The organism is Streptomyces sp. NBC_01471, from assembly GCF_041438865.1.
Taxonomy (GTDB): domain Bacteria; phylum Actinomycetota; class Actinomycetes; order Streptomycetales; family Streptomycetaceae; genus Streptomyces.
In genome coordinates this window covers 624269-646785 of record NZ_CP109450.1, presented here as the reverse complement: position 1 = coordinate 646785, position 22517 = coordinate 624269, and the positions used below count along the sequence as shown (strand labels likewise).

Sequence of the window (22517 nt, the reverse complement as noted above, 5' to 3'; positions counted from 1 at the left end):
GCGGTACGCCGGGGCCCCGGTCCGCACGGAATGCGGCCGGTCAGTACGCACCGCGGCCGTCGACAACGGCGCGGAGCGTACGGGCCATCACGTCGACGTCGCTGGTGAACGACCAGTTGTCGACGTACTGGAGATCGAGCTGGATGGCCTCGTCCCAGGAGAGGTCGGACCGGCCGCTGACCTGCCAGAGTCCGGTCATCCCGGGGCGCACGGCCAGCCGCCTGGCCTCCGTCTCGTTGTACAGCGCGACCTCCTCGGCGAGGGGCGGGCGCGGGCCGACCAGGGACATCACACCGAGCAACACGTTGATCAGCTGGGGGAGTTCGTCAAGAGACGTCCGGCGCAGCAGCCGGCCGGCCCGGGTGACCCGCGGATCGCGCCGGATCTTGAACATCGGCCCGTCGGTCTCGTTCGCCGATGCCAGCTCGGCCCTGCGGGCGTCCGCGTCCAGCCGCATCGTGCGGAACTTCCACATGACGAACGGCGTACCCCCCTGGCCGATCCGCTGCTGCCGGTAGAAGACCGGACCGGCCGAACTCAGCCCGACCACCAGGGCTATCACCAGGAACAGCGGTGACAGCAGCAGCAGCCCCAGCCCCGCGCCCGTCCGGTCCATGACGGACTTCAGTACCGGCTGGGCGCCGCGCCGTACCGGCGGCACGATCCGCAGCAGAGCCATCCCGGCGGCGGACGCGGGCTCCATCCGCTTGACGGAGATCTCCACCAGCCCGGGGGCCAGGGCCAGTTCGACACCGGCGTCGTGCAGGGCCCAGGACAGCCGCCGCAGCCGCTCGCCCGACATGCCCGCGCCGGGGGCGACCAGGACGACGTCGGCCGCCAGTTCGCGGGCGGCGCCCAGCAGCGGCACGGTGTCGTCGGCGGTGGCCGCCGGGGCGTGCGGAGCCAGCCGTCCGGCCAGCCGCGAGCCGCTGTCCACCGCACCGGGGCCGACCGCCACGATGCCGACCACGACGTACGGATGGTCGGTGCGGCCCGCCAGATGGCCGGCCACGTCGTCGGCGGCCGCCGGTTCGCCGACCACCAGGACCCGGGTCACGACCTGGGCCTTGCGGCGGGCCGCCGCGAGGTGCCGGTAGGTCGCCCGGCGGCAGACGAGCGTGGACAGCAGGGACGGGACGAGCACCAACAGGCACAGCAGCGGCGGGTGGTGCAGTTCCGCCGCGCTGCGGACCACGGCCAGCACACCCAGCAGGATCAGCCAGTCGTGCAGGACGGGCAGCGCTCCCCGGGACTCGCCCAGGGCGCGCTTGGTGTAGCGGTGGCGGAAGGCCTGCACCCCGAGCCAGGCGCCCGCTGTCACGGCGGCCGACCGGAGTGCGTACGGCTGTCCCTGGGCACGGAACGCGAGAGCCACCGGAAGCGCTGTCGCGGCGACGTCGGCGAGCAGCGCCGTCGGCAGGTACCACGGTGCTTTCAGGCGCATCCCATGCGGGATCGCGCCTGATGAAGTGCTGATGTCGGACGCACTGGTCTCAGGCGTTCGGACATGCCACATGTACCCCCCCGGCACGTGTTGACTGGTTCGTCCCGTTCGTCGATTCCCCGATCGACGAACTGGAGTCGCAACAGGGAACAGTACGACAAACTTCAGGTCGCACCATGCCGTTTACGTAAACATTGCGACCGATTGGCCCCGCATCCATCGGGAGACCGTGTGGCGAAGAGGTGGTGGCCTCGTGTAATTCTTTCCCGGGACCGCCCCGCGGCCACCGCTGTGATCACCCTGCGGCCACCTCACGACCATGTGTGCGAACGGAGCCCCGCCGGAGCGGCCCCATTCCGCGGCACGTGATGCGGAGCGACGGCCTCAGCGCCTGCCCCGCTGGTCACGGCGGGGATCCGTCGGCCGGACGCGGCTGCTGAACAGCCGTGTGCGGCCCGGTCCGGGACGGACCCCTGTTGTCCCGAAGCCGCATTTCGGCTCTACTACTGCCCAACCCCCGCACTGCGGGCGGCTCTCCGGGAGGGAACGACGATGGCCGAAGCGCCGGTACGACCGTTGGCGCACCGCCGCCGCAGAACCGCCGGGCGGCGCATCCTGCTGCCGGGAGCCGGTCTCGGGCTCGGCCTGCTGCTGATCTGCCTGCTGGCCGGAAGCGGAATGGCCTGGTCACCCTTTGGTGCGGACGGCAGACCCGCCGGCGGTGCTCCCGCCGCCGTGCCTTCGGCACAGGGCCCGGCTGACCGTGCCGGGGCGCTCACCCCACGGCCGCAGCGGGTCACCGGCAGGGAACTGCCCTTCGACCTGCCCGCACCCGCGGTGCTGCGCGGCGGCCACCACCTGGTGTTCGCCCACTACTTCACGCCGTATCCACTGTCCCTGGACAACGAACCGGCCGGGCAGGACTACTACAGCCGCAACTACCTGACCCCACAGGGCGAGGACGGCAAACACGCCCCGTACGGCGGCCTGTTGCGTGACCGGCCGCTGCCCGTCGCACCCCGGAGCGGCGACTGGCAGCTCGCCAACCTCCAGCAGGAGGTCCGCACCGCGAGGGCCGCGGGCATCGACGGGTTCAGTGTCGACATCCTGTCGCTGACCGGGCTGAACTGGGAGCGGGTCAACCTCCTGCTGAAGGCGGCCGCTTCGGCGGCACCCGGATTCCGGATCATGCTGATGCCGGACATGACATCGCTGCACACCGACCCCACGACGCTGGCCGACGCCCTGGCGGGGCTCGCCGCCTACCCGGCCGCCCACCGGCTCGGCGACGGGCGGCTGGTGATCTCCCCGTTCAAGGCGGAGGCGCACGATCCCGGCTGGTGGTCGCAGCTGACGACCCGGCTGCGGAACCGCCACGGCATCCGGACGGCCCTGGTCCCGCTGTTCCTGAACTTCACCGCGAACGCGGAGCGGTTCGCCCCCGTCAGCTACGGCTTCTCGGAGTGGGGGAACCGCAGCTACACCGCACAGTCGGGCGCCGCCGCCGATGTGGCGCTGGCCCACCGGCTGGGCAAGACCTGGATGCAGCCGGTCTCGGTGCAGGACGCCAGGCCCAACCAGGGGGTGTACGACGAGGCCGGGAACACCTCGACGCTGCGGGCCGGCTGGGGCCACGCGATCGACGACGGAGCCGACTGGGTCCAGCTCACCACCTGGAACGACTACTCCGAGGGGAGCCAGTTCGCGCCCTCGCTGCACAATGGTTACGTCTACCTCGATCTCTCCTCGTACTACCTCACACGTTTCAAGACGGGCCGGTGGCCGAGAATCGTGCGGGACACGGTCTATCTGACCTCGCGGGTCCAGTTCGCCGGGACGCAGCCGGTGCCCGGTGCCCAGCAGAAGCTGATGAGTCCCCGTGAAGGGACGGCCCCGCCCCGCGACATGGTGGAGGCGCTGACCTTCCTGACCGCGCCCGCCGTGCTGGACACCGTGGTCGGGACCGACCGGCAGAGCCACCCGGTGCCGGCCGGGGTCCGGCCCACCCTGGTTCCGCTGCACACGGGGTGGAGCGCGGCCACCGTGCGCCGGGACGGCCGGACGGTGGCGGAAGTGACCTCGCGTCATCCGGTGCGGAGCCAGGTCCAGGTCCAGGATCTCCAGTACTACGCGGAGAGCAGCGGCCGCCCGGACACTCCCTGAGCCGGCGGCCGGGCCGAGCACGGCGGGAGGCCCTCCCCCTCGTGTCACAGGGGAAGGGCCTCCGGAGTTCACACGGCCGCGGTACCTCCGGTGCTCACGGGTACGAGACGACGGTGGACGGCACGGTCGACGTCCCCGAGGTGGCGGATCCGGTGTTGTTGATGACGTGGTTGTACTGGCCCTTCCCGCCGAGCGACACGACCAGCAGATCGTGGAACTTCACGCCTGCCTTGTCGGGGGCGGCGAAGCCGTGGTCCTGCTGGATGGTCGGGTCCGCGGTGAAGTTGCAGTAGCTGCCCAGGCCCCAGCCCTCATGGGTGTTCACCGAGTCGGCGACCTTGTAGGCGGCGTATCCCTTGGTGGCACCGTCCTGGACCGCGGCCTGGTTGGGGGCGTCGTAGGCCTTCTCGTTCTGGAAGAAGATCGTCTTGCCGTTCTCGCCGTTCCACTGGACGTCGTACTTGTTGAAGTGCTCGACGAACAGCCCGGTGGCCAGCACGTTGTCGCCGTTGACGGTGAGACCGTAGTCGGCTCTGTTGGTCTCCCAGCCGACGCCGTCACCGTGGTCGGCACGCCAGAGCCAGGTGTGGTCGACGATGGTGTTGTTGCTGTTGATCTCCATGCTGGTGGTGGCCTTGCCCGGACCCGCGCCGCCGATCCGGACGAAGACGTCCTGCACGGTGGTCGGGTTGGCGGAGTGGTCGGCGGACGAACCCTCGGGACCGACCTGGAGCAACGTGTCCGAGTTGGTCGTTCCCGCGTCGATGAGCAGACCGGCCAGCTTGACGCCGTCCACGTCGGCGACCTTCATCGCCGTCACCCCGTTGTCGGGGACGATCGTCGCGTATCCGAGGCCGAGCACCACCGTGTTGGCCCGCTTCACGTCGATGGTCTGGTCGACGTGGTAGATGCCGGGCGTGAAGAGGAGGTTGAGGCCCTGGTCCAGTGCCTGGTTGATGGTTGCCGCGGTCGCTCCGGGCTTGACCACGTAGAACTGGTCCAGCGGGATCGAGTCGCCCTTGGGCGTGCCGCTCTCCCAGGTGGTGCCGCTGGCGTTGGTGCGCTTCTCCGGCGTGAACACCTTGTAGTCGTTGCCGTCGAGATACAGGAACGGCTTCTCGCGGGAGACGGGCGTCGTGTCCAGGGTGGTGTACACGGGGTTGGGGAAGCCCTGCGCCGGTGCACCCTTGACGCCGGAGAACACCATGTTCCAGACGCCGTTGGCCCAGCCGCCCACCGAGCTGTCGCGGGTGTACCACTGCTGCTGGGAGTACGGGCTGACCGTCCCGTCGATCTTGCTGTCGGCGATGTAGCCGCCGCTGGCCCAGCCGTAGCCGTCGGGGGCCAGATTGAGCCCGCCCTTGACGTGCATCCGGCGGAACGGAGCGGCCTGGGCCACGGCCCAGCGGTCGGTGCCGCTGACCGGGGTCAGTGCGAGGTTCTCCGCCGAGCGCCAGAAGTTCTGCGTGGCGTTCCCGTTGAACCAGCCCGCGTCCACGGTGACATCGCCGTTGATGTTGGTGTCGTCGGGGGACAGGCCGAGCCCGGCGATCGAGGTGTAGAAGCCGAGCTGGGCGTTGATGTTGCTGTACGTGCCCGGCTTGAAGAAGAAGGCGTCCCTGCCGGTGCCGAACTGGGCCGACTCCTGCTGTTTGAACACCGAGTCCAACTGGCCCTGGATGTCGGGTGTGGAGGGGTCGAAGACATGCACGTTCGGGCCGAGGTCACCGCCGCCGGGCAGATCGGCGGCGTGTGATTTCGACGGGGCGACGACGAGCAGAGCGGCAGCGAGCGCGGCCGCTGCCACCACCGACATCCTTCTCCTGCGTGCTGTGGGGGGAACAAGCATGGGGAAATCTCCCGCAGTTGGTGGCTCGACGGTGAGCCTTCAAGAAGTGAAGAGCGAATGGCTATGGGAGCGCTCTCTGATGGGTTGGATCGTTCCTCCGGGCGTGCGCCACGTCAAGAGTTGTGCAAAAAGTGGTGCCGATGAGCTGTGTTTCTCCAACTCTGTTGAATAAAGGGCTGTTTGACGGCGAGGACCCCGGCTCCCCGGGCGTTGTCGACGAGGGTGATTCCCGGCTCGGGACCGCTCCGGACGAGGGTGCGGATCGCGCCGAAACGTTGACATGTACTGACCGTAAGGTGAATTGTGATGCTCGAAATTCCAGTGTTCCAAGCATGTCTGCGCAGGCATTGCACATTTTGCTGTTCGGTACGAACGGAGAACACTCCTTGCGAATCCTCAGAAGCCGCCCCCGGCAGGGCGCGGCCGCCGTGGTGTCGGCGCTGGTACTCGCCCTCACCACCTTGACCGTTCCGGCGTCGCAGGCACACGCGGCCGCCGCCCCGTCGGGAGTCCTCGACAGCGGTACGAAGAGCGTCACCTGGCAGAGCCCCGTCTATGCCAAGGGCACCGTCGACGGGCCCGACAAGTGCGGCACGGCGGCCGACGATCCGGACCAGGCGAAGTGCGCCCGGTTCGATCTGACCGTGAACCCGCCGGCGGGCGAATGGGACGACAACCCCGAGGGCGGGGTGCCGGTCTCCATCCAGTGGCAGACACCCACCGACGACTTCGACATGTACATCTACGACAAGGACAACAAGCAGGTCGCGTCGAGCGCCGGAACCGCCGACCCCGAGGCGACGGTCATCCCCAAGGCGTCCGGCACCTACCACGTGGTGGTCGTCCCGTACACCGTCCACAACAACTCGTTCACCGGCAAGGCGTACCTCCCGGAGTCCACCGACGCGGGCAACCTCACCGGTTTCAGCGGCTCGCACGGCACCTACGACATCGCGGCCGGTGACCTCAAGGCGCGCGCCTCCTTCTTCACCGACGAGACGATGCGGCTCCAGGCCTCCCCCGACGGCGACCTCTCCGGTCCCGCGGGCAGCCACATGATCCAGAAGCAGCCGAAGGCCCAGTCGCACACCTCCGCCTTCAACGCCGGTACCTACTACGGGATCCGGTCGAAGGGCGTCGTGCTGCGCGTCTACAAGAAGCCGCTCACCTTCGCCCTGTACAAGGCGGACAACCGTACGGTGATCTGGGCCGAGGCCGACCCGCTCCGCTGGACGACCGGCGGCATGCGGCAGAGCCTGAAGCGCGGTTCCAGGGAGCAGTTCTTCGGCGGAGGTGAACAGAACGGCAGCTTCTCCCACCGCGGCCAGGTCATGAACGTCGGCAACAACACCAACTGGGACGAGGGCGGCTACAACAACTCCCAGCCGTTCTACATCTCCACCGCGGGATACGGCGTCTTCCGCAACACCATGACGCCCGGCGTGTACGACTTCGGCTCGCCGGTCCGCACCGGGCAGCAGGAACGGCGCCTGGACGCCTACTACTTCACCGGCGACACCAAGAAGGTCATCGGCGAGTACACCTCGCTGGTCGGCAAGCCGTTCATGCCGCCGGTGTACGGACTCGAACCGGGTGACTCCGACTGCTATCTGCACAACGCCAACCGGGGCGAGCGGCACACCCTGGACTCGCTGAAGATCGCGGACGGCTACAACCAGAACCAGATGCCGCTCGGCTGGATGCTGGTCAACGACGGCTACGGCTGCGGTTACGAGGACCTGCCGCAGACCGGCGCCGGCCTGAACAAGAGCCACGCCCAGCTCGGGCTGTGGACCCAGGACGGCCTGCCGAACCAGCCCGAAGAGGCCAAGGCCGGGGTGCGCGTCCGCAAGCTGGACGTCGCCTGGGTGGGCAACGGCTACGGCATGGCGCTCGACGCCTGCGACCAGGCCAAGGCGGGTATCGAGGACAACAGCGACGCCCGCGGCTTCGTCTGGCTGCCGGTCTCCTGGGCCGGTGCCCAGCGCTGCGGAGTGCTCTGGAGCGGTGACCAGAAGCTGTCCTGGGACTATCTGCGCTGGCAGATCCCGACGTATGCCGGTGCGACGCTGTCCGGCATCGCGTACAACACCGGTGACGTCGGCTCGATCTACGGCCACGACCCGAAGATGTACGCCCGCGACCTCCAGTGGAAGGCGTTCCTCCCGGCCATCATGACGATGGACGGCTGGGCCAGCGACCTCACCACCAAGAAGCCGCACGACCAGCAGCCCTGGCTGGACGGTGAGCCGTACACCTCCATCAACCGGAAGTACCTCCAGCTGAAGGAGCGGCTGCTGCCGTACATGTACACGCTGTCCAAGGACGCCACGAAGACCGGTGTCGGTCCGGTGCGCCCGCTCTCGCTGGAGTACCCGGACGACCCGGCGACGCTCGGCGCCGACGCCAAGTACGAGTTCATGTCCGGCTCGGACTTCCTGGTCGCGCCCGTCTACAGCGACACCGACGTCCGCAACGGCATCTACCTGCCGAAGGGCACCTGGACCGACTACTGGACGGGCAAGGCCTACCACGGCCCGACCACGGTCAACGGCTACAAGGCGCCGCTCGACACCCTTCCGCTGTTCGTCAAGGGCGGCTCGATCGTGCCGATGTGGCCCAAGGGCACGACGTCGTGGGAGACCCGCGACAAGAGCGAACTCGACTACGACATCTACCCCAAGGGCACCACGGACTACACGCTGTACGAGGACGACGGCGTGACCCGGAAGTTCGCGAAGGGTTCGTCGGCCACCCAGCACGTCCAGGTGAAGGCCCCCACGCACGGCAAGGGCGCCACCACCATCAAGGTCGGGGCCAGCGTGGGCAGTTACACCGGCAAGCCCGCCTCCCGCTCGTACACCTTCACGGTGCACGCCAAGGACGCGCCGTCCCAGGTGGTCATGGCGGGCGGCAAGCTGCACAGGCTGAACTCCGCGAAGGCCTTCGCGGCGGCCACGTCCGGCTGGTACACGGACCCCGCCACCGGGGTCACCCAGGTCAGGACACCGTCGCTCGCCACGGGCCACGGCTTCTCGGTCGCGCTGCGGAGGTAGCGGTACCGGAGCAGTGGTGAGGCAGGTCAGGGGCCGTTCACGGACGGCCCCTGACCTGTGTCCGGGGTGCGGGACGTCCGCGGTCCGGACGGGGCCCGGGTGCGGACGGACCCTCGGTGCGGATGGATCCTGAGGCCGTTGATCCGAAGGGCTGGGCATAGGATCTCCAGCTCTATGGACACGCTGAACATCACCGGAAACATATGGGGCCTGGCCGCCCTCGCGGCGGCGGCGATGCTGGTCGGCTTCTCCAAGACCGCGGTCAGCGGAGCCAACACCATCAGCCTCGCCGTCTTCGCCGCGGTCCTGCCGGCCCGGGAGTCGACCGGCGTGCTGCTGCCCGTACTGATCGCCGGTGACCTCCTCGCCGTCCGTACCTACCGCAGGCATGCCCACTGGCCCACGCTCTGGCGGCTGTTCCCGGCCGTGGCGGTGGGGGTGGTGATCGGTACGGGGTTCCTGTTCTGGGCCGACGACGCGGTCGTCCGCACGTCGATCGGCGCGATCCTGCTGTTCATGGCAGGCGTCACGCTGTGGCGCAGGCGCTCCGCGGAGAAGGCCCGCACGGCCGTCTCCCCCGACCCGGATGGCGCGGGGGAAGCGGGGGAAGGGGACGACGGGGCACCGGCGGGGCCCGCCCGGCGCGGACGCGCCATGGCCCGCTCGTACGGTGTGCTGGGCGGCTTCACCACGATGGTCGCGAACGCGGGCGGCCCCGTCATGTCGCTCTACCTGATCTCGGCGGGCTTCCGGAAGCTGGGCTTCCTCGGCACGTCAGCCTGGTTCTTCCTGATCGTCAACACCGCCAAGGTGCCCTTCAGCGTGGGCCTCGGCCTGATCGACGCCAAGTCGCTGCTGCTGGACGCGGCGCTGCTGGTCTTCGTCATCCCCGGCGCGTTCATCGGACGGGCCTGTGTGCACCGGATCAACCAGCGGCTCTTCGAGCGGCTGGTGCTCGGCGCGACCGTGCTGGGTGGCGCCCAGCTGCTGCTGAGCTGAGCCGTACAGGTCCCCTGGCTACGCCCTTTCGGTTGAGATGAGGCCGGACGCGCCTGAGGACGGCTGCCCGACAGGCGCCGAGCCGATCGAGACTGACGCGCCGCTGGGCAGATGCTGGTAACGGGCCCCGACTCCCGGGCCGTTGTCGCCCAGGAAGCCGCCGACCATGGAGGCGCCGACATCGTTGAGGGCGCCGTCATGGACGGCACAGACCTGCCGCGGGCCCACCTCGCGCACGTAGTCGATCAGCTGCCCGGTGGTGGACCAGGGGCCGTGGACCGGCAGCAGCAGGGTGTCAACGGCGACGTCCGGCACGGTGAGGGCGTCTCCGGGGTGGAAGAGAGCGCCGTCGACGAGGAAGCCGACGTTGCCGACGCGCGGGATGTCCGGGTGGATGACCGCGTGCCACGTGCCGAGTACTGCCACGTCGAAGCCGGCCGCCGTGAACGCCACTCCCTCTCCGACGGTGGTGACCCTCCCGCCGAGGCCGTCCAGCCGCCCGGCGACGGCGGTGTTGGCCCAGATGCGCAGGGTGGGATTGTCCTCGGCTGCCCTGCGGAGCACCTCCTCGGAGAAGTGGTCGAAGTGTTCGTGGGTGACCAGGACGGCGTCGGCGCCGTCGAGTGCCTCCGGTTCCGTCAGGCCCCCGGGGTCGATGACCAGCCGGCGGCCGTTCTTCTCGATACGGACGCAGGCGTGGCCGAACTTGGTGAGATGCATGTGGTCCTCCTTGATGACCCCATAAACATACAACCAAGTTGTACAGATAGATTCCATGGTTCGGTTAGGGTGGGCCCATGGACGACGACGAGCTGGCCGAAGATCTGCGACAGGCGATCGGGGAGCTGGTGCGCGCCGTGCGGACCGCCGACACGATGCCCCCCGGGGAGGCCGCCATCCTCGGTCACCTCGACCGGAGCGGCCCACAGACCACGGCCGAACTCGCGCACCGGCGTGGAGTGACCCATCAGTCCGCTGCCAAGTCCGTCAAAGAACTCATCGCCAGTGGCGCGGTGCGCGCGGAACCGCATACCAGCGACGGCCGCAAGCTCCTGGTGCACCTCACCGGCACCGGGCGCGCCCGCCTCCGGGAAGAGCGCGGTCAGCGGGCCGCGTGGCTCAACACCGCCATCCGCGACGCACTCGACCGCGACGAGCGGCGACAACTGCGCGACTGTGTGCCCCTGCTGGCCCGGCTCACCACCCGCATCACCGGGCCGTGACCGGGGAGACCGAGAGCAGGACTGGGGGCCTTTCGTCTGGACCGGGCCGGACCAGGCCGGACCGGGCCGGATCAGGGGGCGGGGTCCGGCCCGGTCCGAAGGGCAGACCCCGGATTCGTCACCATGACCGAACCCCAGTCGTGCCGTTCGGCCTCGGTGAAGCCGAGCGCCAGATAGAAGGCGCGCGCTCCAGGATTCCCGGCGCCCACACCCAGGTGGAGCCCCCGCACCCCGCGCGCCCGCAGTGCTTCCAGTACGGCCGCCATCAGACGGCGGCCGAGCCCGGCGCCCTGGCCGCGCGGCAGGATGTCGATGTGCAGATGCGCCGGATGGCTCTCGTACAGCGGACCGCCGTCCGTGAGCGGCGTGCGGTGGAGCTGCGCGACCCGCTGCCAGTCCCTGCTGCCGTCGCCCGGATCGTCCGCCATGGACTCCGGGTGGCGCAGACGCAGCGGGGCGTACCAGTGGTCCTCCCGCCATTTCTCGTACGCGGTGGAGTCCGCGGTCGCCACGACGTAGCCGACGACCCCCTGCGCGTCGGCGGCCACGAAGGTCAGGCCCGGATCGGCGGCCGGGTAGGGGCCGGCGAACACATGGCCCAGCAGATCGGGGTCGTGGTAGAGCGCGGTGGCGTCGCCGCCCGAGTCACCGGTCAGCAGGCAGACCCGGTACATGCCCGGCAGGTCGAAGGGCTGGAACGGCCGGATGTCGATACTCACCGGGCGGCCGCCAGGGACCGGGGGAGGGCCGCCGGAGCCGGACGGGTGTGTGCGGTGCGCCGGGGAGGCCGGTGTGGGGTGGGGTCGGCTGTCATCCTGCCAGCGTAGGCGGCCGGGCGGACGCGCGGTCTCCGGTGCCACGGCCGAGGTAGGTCAGCGGACCCGCGTCCGCCACCGGGATCTCGTGGAACCCGAGCCGGTCGTAGAACGCCCGCGCCGGGGTGTTGGCCGTGACCATGCCCAGATGGACAGCCGGTACGCCCCGCTCCGCCAGCGCGCCGAGGAACCGCGTCATCAGAGCGCGCCCGAACCCCGCACGCTGATGGCCGGGCAGCAGATCGATGTGCAGATGGGCGGGGTACGCGGCCAGTTCGGGCAGCAGCATGCGCTCGGGGCGGTGCAGCAGCGCGGCCATCTGGTCGGCCGGTGTCCGCAACGGCCCGGCCGGATCCGGGTAGCGCCCGGCGACCGCGGGCAGCCACTCCGTACGGAACCGCTCGACGAACAGCGCGGTGTCCGCCGTGCCGAGGACGTACCCGACGGGAAGGCCGCGGCCGTCGTCGACAACGAAGGTGAGACCCGGTTCGAGCTCCGCGTAGGGTCCGGCGAAGACGCTCGGCAGCAGCCTGTGATCGGCGTACAAGTGCCTTGCGTCGCCGCCCTCTTCACCGGTCCGTATGCAGATCTCGTAGAGCGCCGGCCGGTCCTCGGGGCGGTAGGGGCGCACGAAGGGCTGAGGAGTCACAGCAGCCACTATGAGCGGTGGGGGAGCGCTCCCACAAGCGCATTGCGAGCAGACGGTGAGCGGGCCGGAACGACCGGTGCCGGTGCGCCGCGGTCGGCCCGCCGGTGAGGGTCAGCCGGCGGTCAGCTGGTACGCCCACAGCCCGTCGAGGTCGGCGAGCCGGGTGAATCCGGCCCGGCCCAGGACCTGTTGCGAGGGCAGATTGCCCGGGTCCGTCGTGGCCAGCACCGTGTGCACACCGGGGAGTTGCAGCGTCCAGCGGCAGAGCGCGATCACCGCGTCCGTGGCCCAGCCCGCGCCGCGCGCCGACTCCGTCAGGTCGTAGCCGATCTCCACCGCGCCGTCGGACGGCGGCCCGTGGAACCCGATCCCGCCCAGCGCGGCCCCGTCGCCCGCCCGCTGGATCACGAACAGCCCCCAGCCGGGCAGATACGCCCCGGCTTCGGCCGCCATCGCCACCATCTTCCCGGCGATCTGCGTCCCGCTGCCCGGAGCCGCGTCGAGCCAGTCGAGTCCTGCCGTGCCACCCTCGGCGAGCACCGCGGCCGCGGCGGGCGACTGCTCGCGCAGGACGAGCCGGTCCGTCTCCAGAACGAGCAGGCCGTTCTCTCGGAAGTAGCGCAGGGTCATGGCGTCGGGCCACCTCGATACGGGGGAGTGGAGACCGGCGCCTCCTTGAACTCGGCCCGGACAGTATCTCCCGGCCCGCACCGGGAGGCCGCCGCAGTGGCAGAGCCCGGCCTGTCCGGGGGCGTCCGGGGCCTTCCGCCGGGATCGGGCCCGACTGCGTCGGCGCCGACCGCGCGCCCTCCGTTACGATTCCCGCTCATGAGCACTCCTGACCAGAGCGAAGCGGTGGACACGGACCTGACCGAGCCCGGGAAGCCGGGCCTGACGCCTCGTCAGGCCCGGCGGATACGGATAGCGGTGGCGTCCGTGATGATGGCCGCGGTCGCGCTGGTGCTCGCTGAGCGGATCACCAGCAGGTCGTCGCTGCTGGTCGTGGCCGACTACGGGATGGCGCTGATCCTCTGCGGTGTGGTCATCGAACTCAGCCGCAGCGGCCGTACCAGGATCGCGAGCTGGCTGCTCTGTGTGGGGTTGGCCGCCGCCGTCGCCGCGGACTGGCTCGTACTGCCCTGACACCGCCGGGGCCGCGCACCGCGCCCCGGCCCCGGAGCCTTCCGTGTTCCGGTTCCCTGGGGCCCGGCCGTGAGGCCGTCCTCCGGGGAACCGGCCTCGGAGGACGGGGCGTCAACAGGCCGGGTGCGCCGAGGAGTCAGGCGCCCTGGCCCGACCCGGTCCCCGAAGTGGAGGCCGCCTTGATGCCCTTGGTGATCCGGTCCATGACGGAGAGTGCGGGCGCCTTGGCGTTGATGTCGAAGCCGGAGCGGACGACGATCAGCATGCCCTCGGCCCCCGGGGACGGGAAGGCCAGCGACTGCACGTACCCGTCGTCACCCTTCTTCGTCACCACCTTCCAGCGCACCAGGTAGCCCTGCCGGCCTGCCACGGTGACGGCCTCGGACTTCAGCTGCTGGTGCGAGGTGATACCCGAAGAGGTCTCCCCGTACGACTCCTTGGCGTTGCCCGCGATGTCCTTCTTCGCCGCGGTCTTCGGGTCCGTGGTCGAGATCTTCAGGGCGATCGCGGGTTCGGAGAAGACGCCGCCGCGCACGCACTGGGTGTCCTTGCCGTCGGCGCCGGCTCCGCCCGGGCAGGTGTACTTGCCGATGGTCACGCCCGCCCCGACGGTTCCCGACTGGCCGGTCCAGCCCTTCGGCACCGGGATGCTGATCCCGCTGGCCGCGTCGGTGGCGTAGCCGTCCTCGGTCGGTGGAGTCTGCTGGCCGGGTCCCTGGTCTCCGCCGCCCCCGCCGCTGCCGCCGCCGTTCTGCCCGCTCCCGCCACCGCCGCCGGGCAAGCCGGGGCGGCTGGGGGCGCCGGACGGCGCCTTGGACGGCGCGGTCGCCGCATCCGGTGTGTGCCCGGAGTCCGACCCGCCCGTCAGCAGATAGATGCCGCCTCCGACGGCCGCCAGGACCACCACGGCGGCCGTGACCGCGGCGCCGATCCGCACCCGGCGCCGCCGGGTCGCGGCAGGCGGCATGCGCAGCTGGTCGGTCCACTGGGCACCGTCCCACCAGCGTTCCTGGGCAGGGCCTATTCCTGAATACCCGGGGTCTCTGTGCCAGCCGGGCGGGCTCATCTGGGTCACAGCCGCCACCGTAGCCCGGCTGCGTGAAAATCACATGAATCAGGGTCGGGAGCGCAGAGCGCCGTCCCGTCTTCCGCCGGGCCGTGCGGACATCAGCGGTCGGTGAACTCCGCCAGCGCCTCGGTGAGCCACCCGACCCAGTACTTCTCCAGATCGATGCCGCCCCGGAGCACCAGATGCTGGAGACGTTCCTCGGCCGACGGGTCGTGCCGCGAGAAGTCGCGCTCCTCGATGGCCAGATACTCCGCCAACTGCCGCTCGTGCAACTGGAGATGGCGTTCCAGCTCGGACCCGAGGCCATGCGTCCCCACCACGGCCGCCGCCCGCAGCCGCAGCAGCAGGGGATCGCGCACCGCTCTGGGATCCTCAGCCCTGGCCACCCAGGCCGTCAGTTCGGCGCGTCCCTCGGAGAGAACCTCGTACTCCCGCTTCTGTCCCCGCGAGGGCTGCTGCGGCAGCGGGCGGATGAAGCCGGACTGCTCCAGTTTCGCCAGTTCGCGGTAGATCTGCTGGTGTGTCGCCGACCAGAAGTAACCGATCGACCTGTCGAATCTCCGGGTCAGCTCCAGTCCCGACGAGGGCTTTTCGAGCAGGGCGGTGAGGATCGCGTGCGGGAGGGACATGCGGGCATCCTAAAGAGGCCCCGGCCGGGGGCTGCTGCTGTGCGAGGGCTCAGAGCCTCGCTGCCAGCTCGGTCCCCTGGCGTACGGCCCGCTTGGCGTCCAGCTCGGACGCCACGTCGGCGCCTCCGATCACATGCGCCGGGTGGCCTGCGGCGCGCAGCGCCTCGTACAGCTCGCGGCGCGGTTCCTGGCCGGTGCAGAGCACGACCGTGTCGACCGGGATCACCTGGCCGGCGCCGTCGACCGTGATGTGCAGGCCCTCGTCGTCGATCCGTTCGTACGTCGCGCCCGCGACCATCGTGACGCCGCGGTGCTTGAGCTCCGCACGGTGGATCCACCCCGTCGTCTTCCCGAGCCCCGCACCGACCTTGCCGGTCTTGCGCTGGAGCAGGTGCACGGACCGCGGCGGGACCGGCCGGACCGGTGCGCACAGACCGCCGGGCGCGCGGTGCTCGGTGTCGACACCCCACTGCCGGAAGAAGACCGCGGCGTCCTGGCTCGCGGACTCGCCGCTGTCGGTGAGGAACTCCGCCACGTCGAAGCCGATCCCGCCGGCGCCGATGACCGCGACCCGCCGTCCCACGTGCACGCCGTCCCGCAGGACGTCCAGATAGCTGACGACGCTGGGGTGGTCGAGGCCGGGGATGTCCGGGGTGCGCGGGACGACTCCGGTGGCGAGCACGATCTCGTCGAAGCCCTCCGCCGTGAGCGTCTCCGCCGTGACCGGGGTCTTCAGCCGGACATCGACACCGCGCAGTCCGAGCTGGACCCGGAAGTAGCGCAGGGTCTCGTCGAACTCCTCCTTGCCCGGTATCCGCCGCGCCACATTCAGCTGTCCGCCGATCTCGTCCGCGGCGTCGAAGAGGGTCACCGCGTGGCCGCGCTCGGCAGCCGATACGGCGAAGGCGAGCCCGGCGGGCCCGGCGCCGACCACACCGATGCGCTTGCGCCGACGGGTCGGCGACAGGACCAGCTCGGTCTCACGGCAGGCCCGCGGGTTGACCAGGCAGGAGGTGATCAGGCCGCTGAAGGTGTGGTCGAGGCAGGCCTGGTTGCAGCCGATGCAGGTGTTGATGGTGTCGGAGCGGCCCTGCCCGGCCTTCGCGACGAACTCAGGGTCGGCCAGGAACGGGCGGGCGAGCGACACCATGTCCGCGCCACCCCGGGCGAGCAACTCCTCGGCCAGCTCAGGGGTGTTGATCCGGTTGCTGGTGACCACGGGGACGGAGACCGCGCCCATGACCTTCTTCGTCACCCAGGTGTACGCGCCGCGCGGCACCGAGGTCACGATGGTCGGGATGCGGGCCTCGTGCCAGCCGATCCCGGTGTTGATGATGGTCGCGCCCGCTGCCTCGATCCGCTGGGCGAGAGCGATCACCTCGTCCTGGGAGGACCCGCCGGGGACCAGGTCGAGCATGGAGAGCCGGTAGATGAGGATGAAGTCGGGCCCCACCCGTTCGCGCACCCGGCGGACGATCTCCAGGGGGAAGCGGATGCGGTTCTCGTACGATCCGCCCCAGCGGTCCTCGCGGTGGTTGGTCTGCGCCGCGATGAACTCGTTGATCAGGTAGCCCTCGGACCCCATGATCTCGACACCGTCGTACCCCGCGCCGCGGGCCAGCCCGGCCGCCCGGACGAAGTCCTCGATGGTCTGCTCGACCTCGTCGTCGGTGAGGGCGTGCGGGACGAACGGGCTGATCGGCGCCTGGATCGCACTCGGTGCGACCAGGCCGGGGTGGTAGGCGTACCGGCCGAAGTGCAGGATCTGCATCGCGATCCGGCCGCCCGCCCGGTGGACGGCCGCGGTCACGGTCGCGTGCTGGGCGGCCTCCGCCGCGGTGGTCAGCTTGGCGCCGCCGTCGAGCGGCCTGCCCTGCTCGTTGGGGGAGATCCCGCCCGTCACGATGAGCCCGGCACCGGCGCGTGCGCGGGCCGCGTAGAACTCGGCCATCCGCTCGAAGCCGTCCGGCGCCTCTTCGAGTCCGAGGTGCATCGATCCCATCAGGACGCGGTTCGGCAGCGTCGTGAAGCCGAGGTCGAGGGGGCTCAGCAGGTGGGGGTACGGGCTCATCCGGTGCCTCCGGTGCGCAGTGGTGGTCAGCTCTTTCTAGACCAGCCGCACACGGTTGTGCAACAAGTTGCACAATGGGCTTCGTCACTGCCCGTGCCGTACCCGCCGCGCGGCGCCGGTGGCTGCTCCAGTCCGTACGCCGACCCCGTTGTCAGTCCTCGTGCCGGTCTCTGCGCAGCAGATAGGTGTCCATGATCCAGCCCTTCCGGGCCCGGGCCTCCGCACGGAGTTCCTCGATGCGCCCGGCGACTTCCGAGAGCCGTCCGGAGACCAGGATCTCGTCCTCGGTGCCCAGATAGGCGCCCCAGTGGATGACCGGGTCCTCGGCGGTGTGGTGGCGGAAGGCCTGCTGCGCGTCGAGCATGACGACGACGTCGTCCACGCCGTCCGGCCACCCCTCGGCGAGCCGCCGTCCGGTCGTGATCTGCACGGGCCGCCCGACCCGGTTCAGTCCGGTGCGGTGTCTGGCCGCCAGCGCGGACACACTGCTGATACCGGGAATCACCTCGTGGTCGAAGGTGACCGCGCCCCGCTCCAGGACTTCTTCGAGCACGGCGAGCGTGGAGTCGTACAGCGCGGGATCGCCCCAAACCAGGAACGCACCGCACTCGTCCTCGCCCAGGTCCTCCAGGAGCATGCGTTCATAGATGCCGGCGCGGGCCCGCCGCCAGTTCTCGACGGCCGTGGCATACCCGGAACTCCCGGCTCCGCGGTCCCGGTCGGGATCCCGCGCCTCGACGAGCCGGTAGCCACGGCCGTGCTCGATGTGCTCCTGCAGGATGGTGTGGCGCAGCCGGATCAGATCGGACTTCTCCGCACCCTTGTCGAGGAGGAAGAAGACGTCCGTCTTGTTGAGGGCCTTGACCGCTTGAATCGTCAGATGGTCCGGGTCGCCCGCACCGATGCCGATCACATAGATCTTTCTCACCCGCCGAGTCTGACGCATGTCCACGACGCCCGGCTCCCGCCGGGTCGCATATCGGCCGCGTACCCGGGCCTGCCGTGCCATGCCCTCGGCCGAACGCCGGCCGAGCACGGTCGAAGGCCGGCCGGCGGACCCGTCGCGGCTCGAAGACGCCCGGACGGGCCCGTAGGGCTGCTCAGGCGCCAGTCAGGTGTGGAGCCGACGCCCTCGCGTCGACTGGTCCCCGGAGCCCGCCCGCGAGTTGCTCCGCCCAGGCAGTCAGCCCGCCGATGTCGATCCCGTACGGCATGGGCTCCGGATACGAGGCGAGTTCGCCCGCGCCCCGGAGCAGCAGACGCGCACCGCCCGCGGTATTGCCGCGGGCGGCGTGTGTGAGCCCGACGGCCAGTTGCGCCAGTCCCCGCCACAGCGCGCGCTCCGACTCGGGGCCCGCCTTCCAGGCGTCCTCGAACACCTCATGTGCGTGGAAGGGCATCCCGGCGTCGAGCAGTCGCTGCGCCTCCCGCACGGTCGCCGCGGGAGTGCGCTCCACCCCCTCGGGCTGCCGCTCCACCCCCTCGGTCCCGTACGGGAGCGGCCGGCCGAGCCCGTCCCGGGGCCGCGCGTTGCGCGCCCGTCCCTCCGCGTCGCGATCCCTCGTGGTGTCGCGCGAGCCGTCGCTCTTCTCGTCCATCCGCTGATTGTGCCCCTGCTGCCGTCCCTCATGGCGGAGTCGGTCCGGCGGCCGGAGTGGGGTATGGTTCTCGTGCAGGTCAGGCCAAGGGAAACCCCAGGTCAGACGGGCATCGGGACGTGGCGCAGCTTGGTAGCGCACTTGACTGGGGGTCAAGGGGTCGCAGGTTCAAATCCTGTCGTCCCGACTCGTGAGAGTCGCAGGTCAGGGGCCGTTTCAGAGCAATCTGAAACGGCCCCTTGATCATTTCTGGGGACCGGCTCGGGACTGGTCGGAATCATTCAATACCATCTCGAATGAAATAAAAAGCATCCCCCCTCACACCGGCCACAGGCCGCATCCGGAGCCGCAAGGATCTCGCGATGTTCACCGCCACGGTCGACCCGCGCCCCGCCGAAACTTCCAGCACCATGCCGGGAGATGGGCTCGTTCCCCGGCCGGACACCGACCTCATAGGGATCCGGGCGACCTCGCAGGGAACGGGGTGCCGGTTTCTGCGCAGGGGACTTGTGCCCGGGTATCGTCCAGCGGGTCGGGTCGGGTCGGGTCGGGTCGGGGTCGCAGGCGGTGCGGGCGTGAGGAGTACGGGTGAACGGACTGAGAGCACTCCGGGCGGGCGCGGCCGCGGCCCTGGTCGTGGGCCTTGCCGTCGGCTGTTCGGCGGCCAGGGGCGGGCACGGCGGTGCGGGCCGTTCCGTCCTCACGGGGGAGCGCGGAACGGCCGGGCGGGTGCTCGCCGTGAAGGTCGACAACGTACGCGCCGCCCGGCCGCAGACCGGCCTCAATGACGCGGACCTGGTGTACGCCATCGAGGTCGAAGGCGGGCTCTCGCGGCTCATGGCCGTCTACGACAGCAGTCATCTCCCCTCGACGGTCGGGCCCGTCCGCAGCGCACGCGAGACGGACCTCCAGCTGCTCGCCGCGTACGACCGGCCCGCACTCGCGTTCTCCGGCGCCCAGAGCAGGCTGCTGCCCGTACTCAAGAGCTCGGACATCATCACCAGAACCGGTACCGGCGCGTTCTTCCGCGACCCCGGCCGGCCGGCCCCGCACAACGAGTACGTCCGCACGAAAGGGCTCGCCGACGGCGCCGGTGCGGCCAAGGACATCGGTCTGCGTTTCGCCTCGAAGACGCCGGGCGGCGGTGAGCCGACGGCCGTCACTTCGGCCTCGATGCCCGCCGCCCGGTTCACCTTCACCTGGGACGCGCCGCGGTACCGGGTGGCCATGGACGGGTCGACGTCGCCCTGGACGGCCGACAACGTGATCATCCAGCGGGTAAAGGTCAGGGAGTCGCGCTTCCACAGCCGTACGGGGTACGTCCCGTTCTCCGAGACCGTCGGCAGCGGTTCCGGCGTGGTGCTGCGGGACGGGCGTGCGTACGACGTGCACTGGAGCAGGCCCGCGGCGGACGCCGGGACGACGTACACGTCCGACGGGCGGACCCTGCCGCTGCGGCCGGGCAGGACCTGGATCGTGCTGTCGCCGGCCTGACGTCACGGTCCGCGGGGACGGGGGAGACCGCGCGGCTTACGGGTGCGTGCCGGATTCGCGGGCGTCCTCCAGGTCCGTGACGCCGAGCAGCCGTGCCGCCGCCGACCGGGCAGATGCCAGCGCCGCCCGGCGGTCCGCGCCCCGCTGGCCCAGCGCGACCCGGGTGCTCAACCCGTCCAGCAGCGCCAGGAGTTCACCTGCGCGGCCCGGTACGTCGTCGATCGTGAAGTGCTGCTGCGCCACGCCCCTGGCCAGCACCGCTTCGAGATCCTCCTGCCAGCCCCGGTCCAATTCCTCCTGGGCGGCGCGCAGCTGTTCGTCCGACCCCGCGCGCGCCCACAGTTCGATCCAGAGCATCCAGCGCGGGTCCCGCGCACCCTTGGGCAGATACAGCTGGAGGAAGCGGTCGAGCCGGCGCGGCGCCGCCGTCCGGCCCGCGAGCAACGCCCGGCGTTCCCCGGTGAGCGCGTCCTCGCTCCAGCGCAGCGCTTCGAGGAGCAGCCGGTCCTTGCTGCCGAAGTAGTACAGGATGTGGCCGCCGCTCGTCCCCAGCCGTTCGGCGAGTGCGGACATGGTGAGCGCGGCGAGACCGTTCTCGGCGATGGCCGTCATGGCCTCTTCGAGCATCCGGTCCCGTGCGATCTTCCCGTCCTTGCGATGTGCCACTTCCGCCCCGCTCACGCTGGTCTGCTCCGGACGCTGCCGAGCCTATCCCCGACCGGGGAAGCCAATCCGGCCGGAGGTCTTGACGTGTCAGGGGTGCGGGGCGCATCTTGAATGCCGTTCTAACTCTTAGAACGGCATTCAAAGTATGGATGCGGAATACGGAGGCCTCGTATGGCGCGACAACCGACGGACGTCACCGACCGGAGCGCGCCGACGAGTGCCCCGCCGAGTGGCGAGCGGCCGGCCGGACGGGGTACCGGTGTCAGCAGTGACGAGGTCTTCCAGGTCGAGACGCACGGCATCGACCCGATCCCCGACGACGAGCGGCACGGCAGTGCCAAGGACCTCTTCTGGCTCTGGTTCGGCTCCAACCTGACTTTCACCTACGTCATCAACGGCGCTCTCGCTGTCGGCTTCGGGCTCTCCTTCTGGCAGGCCACCGCCGTCGTCGTGATCGGCGGGCTGACCTTCTTCGTCATCAGCGCCGCCGGCCTGAGCGGCATCCGTACCGGCACCGCGACCCTGGTCATCTCACGGGCCTCCTTCGGCGTCCTCGGGAACTTCCCCGCCGGGCTGCTGAACTGGATCGTCTCCATCGGCTACACCATCGTGAACACGGTGGTCGGCACCCTCGCCCTCGAAGCGCTCTTCGCCGACCTCGGCTGGCACGGCGGCGGCGACACCGTCCGGGCGCTCGCGCTCGTCATCACCCTCGCCGTGACGTTCGCGGTCGCCATGTGGGGCCACGCCACCGTGCAGTTCGCCGAGCGCTGGATGGCGTATGTGCTCGCCGCCGGATTCGGTGTGCTGCTGGTCTTCCTGCTGCCCGGCGCCACGACCGGTGCCTCCTCCGGCGGCACGCCCGGGTTCTCCGGCTGGACGCTCGCCTTCGTCGTCATGCTGGCGGGGCCCTTCTCGTACCTGCCGATGCCCGCCGACTACACCCGCTACCTGCCCCGCGAGACGTCGCTGCGCTCCCTCACCTGGACCGGTGCGCTCGGTGGTCTCATCTCGTCCGTCGCGCTCGGCGTCGCCGGTGTCGCGGCCGCCACCCAGGCCGACATGACGGACGCCGTGGCCGGGGTGGAGAAGCTGCTGCCCGGCTGGTTCCAGCCGGTCTTCCTGCTTCTGGTGCTCGGCGGTTCGGTCACCAACTCGATCCTGACCCTCTACTCCTCCAGCCTGAACCTCCAAGTGCTCGGCATCCCGTGGAGCCGTTCCAGGGCGATCATCGTCAGCGTGGCCGTGACCGCGCTGGGCTCGCTCGGCGCCCTCTTCCTGGTGGACTTCACCGAGTCGCTGCTGAGCTTCCTCTCCCTGCTGATCATCGTGTTCGCCCCGTGGGGCGGGGTCTTCCTCGCCGACATGCTCATACGCCGGTGCCGGTACGACACCGCGGCACTGCACGCCGGACGCGACGGGGCGTACTGGTACCGCGGCGGATTCCATCCCGCCGGGATGGCCGCCCTCGTCGCCGGTATGGCCTTCGCGGCGCTGACCTGCAACTCCGAACTGTGGACCGGACCGCTGGTCGCTCCGCTCGGCGGCGGCGACCTCACCCTGCTCGGCTCGGTCGTCTCCGGGCTCGTCTACTGGGCGCTGGCCCGCCGTCAGCTGCGGACCGCCCCGGTGACCGGCTGACCGGGCGG

At 70.3% G+C, this 22517-nt stretch carries 19 protein-coding genes and 1 tRNA gene; 8 read left to right on the top strand and 12 right to left on the bottom strand.

What is annotated here, in order from left to right:
* Window positions 1–40: 40 nt before the first annotated feature.
* Window positions 41–1444 carry a sugar transferase gene (locus OG285_RS02795; protein ID WP_371790056.1) on the bottom strand — a complete coding sequence of 468 codons (1404 nt, stop codon included), beginning with the start codon at window positions 1442–1444 and terminating at the stop codon, window positions 41–43.
* 552 nt (window positions 1445–1996) lie between these two features.
* Here OG285_RS02795 and OG285_RS02790 point away from each other — a divergent pair.
* Complete coding sequence (locus OG285_RS02790; protein WP_371790055.1) at window positions 1997–3607, top strand: glycoside hydrolase family 71 protein; 1611 nt, start codon at window positions 1997–1999, stop codon at window positions 3605–3607.
* Window positions 3608–3701: 94 nt separating this feature from the next.
* On the opposite strand, the gene OG285_RS02785 is transcribed toward OG285_RS02790, so the two are convergent.
* A complete protein-coding gene (locus OG285_RS02785; protein WP_371790054.1) occupies window positions 3702–5456 on the bottom strand; it encodes a coagulation factor 5/8 type domain-containing protein in 1755 nt (584 codons plus the stop codon).
* Between the two features lie 386 nt (window positions 5457–5842).
* Here OG285_RS02785 and OG285_RS02780 point away from each other — a divergent pair, with 386 nt between their 5' ends.
* Complete coding sequence (locus tag OG285_RS02780) at window positions 5843–8512, top strand: TIM-barrel domain-containing protein (protein ID WP_371790053.1); 2670 nt, start codon at window positions 5843–5845, stop codon at window positions 8510–8512.
* Between the two features lie 174 nt (window positions 8513–8686).
* Window positions 8687–9511, top strand: a complete 825-nt coding sequence (locus OG285_RS02775; protein WP_371790052.1) for a sulfite exporter TauE/SafE family protein — start codon at window positions 8687–8689, stop codon at window positions 9509–9511.
* 18 nt (window positions 9512–9529) lie between these two features.
* Here the strand turns inward: OG285_RS02775 and OG285_RS02770 are convergent, their stop codons facing one another.
* On the bottom strand, window positions 9530–10231 hold the full coding sequence (locus tag OG285_RS02770) for an MBL fold metallo-hydrolase (protein ID WP_371790051.1): 702 nt from the start codon (window positions 10229–10231) through the stop codon (window positions 9530–9532).
* 77 nt (window positions 10232–10308) lie between these two features.
* Here OG285_RS02770 and OG285_RS02765 point away from each other — a divergent pair, with 77 nt between their 5' ends.
* Entirely contained in the window at window positions 10309–10734 is a 426-nt protein-coding gene (locus OG285_RS02765) for a MarR family winged helix-turn-helix transcriptional regulator (protein WP_356831620.1), read from the top strand.
* A 71-nt stretch (window positions 10735–10805) separates the two neighbouring features.
* Here OG285_RS02765 and OG285_RS02760 read toward each other — a convergent pair whose 3' ends face one another.
* The 3 genes from OG285_RS02760 to OG285_RS02750 form a co-directional block, all read right to left on the bottom strand.
* A complete protein-coding gene (locus OG285_RS02760; protein ID WP_371790050.1) occupies window positions 10806–11453 on the bottom strand; it encodes a GNAT family N-acetyltransferase in 648 nt (215 codons plus the stop codon).
* A gap of 91 nt (window positions 11454–11544) precedes the next feature.
* A complete protein-coding gene (locus OG285_RS02755) occupies window positions 11545–12198 on the bottom strand; it encodes a GNAT family N-acetyltransferase (RefSeq protein ID WP_371790049.1) in 654 nt (217 codons plus the stop codon).
* Between the two features lie 111 nt (window positions 12199–12309).
* Complete coding sequence (locus tag OG285_RS02750) at window positions 12310–12828, bottom strand: GNAT family protein (RefSeq protein ID WP_356831614.1); 519 nt, start codon at window positions 12826–12828, stop codon at window positions 12310–12312.
* 198 nt (window positions 12829–13026) lie between these two features.
* Between OG285_RS02750 and OG285_RS02745 the strand changes: the two genes are divergently transcribed.
* Window positions 13027–13341 (top strand): hypothetical protein, encoded by a 315-nt coding sequence (locus tag OG285_RS02745; protein WP_356831612.1) that lies wholly within the window; start codon window positions 13027–13029, stop codon window positions 13339–13341.
* Window positions 13342–13477: 136 nt separating this feature from the next.
* Here the strand turns inward: OG285_RS02745 and OG285_RS02740 are convergent, their stop codons facing one another.
* The 5 genes from OG285_RS02740 to OG285_RS02720 form a co-directional block, all read right to left on the bottom strand.
* Window positions 13478–14416, bottom strand: coding sequence for a DUF2510 domain-containing protein (locus OG285_RS02740; protein ID WP_371790048.1), 939 nt, complete (start codon window positions 14414–14416; stop codon window positions 13478–13480).
* Window positions 14417–14508: 92 nt separating this feature from the next.
* A complete protein-coding gene (locus tag OG285_RS02735; protein ID WP_356831608.1) occupies window positions 14509–15039 on the bottom strand; it encodes a helix-turn-helix transcriptional regulator in 531 nt (176 codons plus the stop codon).
* A gap of 49 nt (window positions 15040–15088) precedes the next feature.
* Complete coding sequence (locus OG285_RS02730) at window positions 15089–17110, bottom strand: FAD-dependent oxidoreductase (protein WP_371790047.1); 2022 nt, start codon at window positions 17108–17110, stop codon at window positions 15089–15091.
* A 151-nt stretch (window positions 17111–17261) separates the two neighbouring features.
* Window positions 17262–18038: a precorrin-6A synthase (deacetylating) gene (gene cobF / locus OG285_RS02725; RefSeq protein ID WP_371790046.1), complete on the bottom strand. Its 777-nt coding sequence runs from the start codon at window positions 18036–18038 to the stop codon at window positions 17262–17264.
* Between the two features lie 172 nt (window positions 18039–18210).
* On the bottom strand, window positions 18211–18708 hold the full coding sequence (locus tag OG285_RS02720) for a DUF309 domain-containing protein (protein ID WP_371790045.1): 498 nt from the start codon (window positions 18706–18708) through the stop codon (window positions 18211–18213).
* Between the two features lie 113 nt (window positions 18709–18821).
* On the opposite strand from OG285_RS02720, the gene OG285_RS02715 reads away from it, so the two are divergent.
* Together OG285_RS02715 and OG285_RS02710 are read left to right on the top strand one after the other, a co-directional pair.
* A tRNA-Pro gene (locus OG285_RS02715) sits at window positions 18822–18895 on the top strand.
* A 401-nt stretch (window positions 18896–19296) separates the two neighbouring features.
* Window positions 19297–20202 (top strand): DUF3048 domain-containing protein, encoded by a 906-nt coding sequence (locus tag OG285_RS02710; protein ID WP_371790044.1) that lies wholly within the window; start codon window positions 19297–19299, stop codon window positions 20200–20202.
* 36 nt (window positions 20203–20238) lie between these two features.
* On the opposite strand, the gene OG285_RS02705 is transcribed toward OG285_RS02710, so the two are convergent.
* On the bottom strand, window positions 20239–20829 hold the full coding sequence (locus tag OG285_RS02705) for a TetR/AcrR family transcriptional regulator (RefSeq protein ID WP_371793436.1): 591 nt from the start codon (window positions 20827–20829) through the stop codon (window positions 20239–20241).
* 210 nt (window positions 20830–21039) lie between these two features.
* Between OG285_RS02705 and OG285_RS02700 the strand changes: the two genes are divergently transcribed.
* Entirely contained in the window at window positions 21040–22509 is a 1470-nt protein-coding gene (locus tag OG285_RS02700; protein ID WP_371790043.1) for a cytosine permease, read from the top strand.
* Window positions 22510–22517 lie beyond the last annotated feature (8 nt).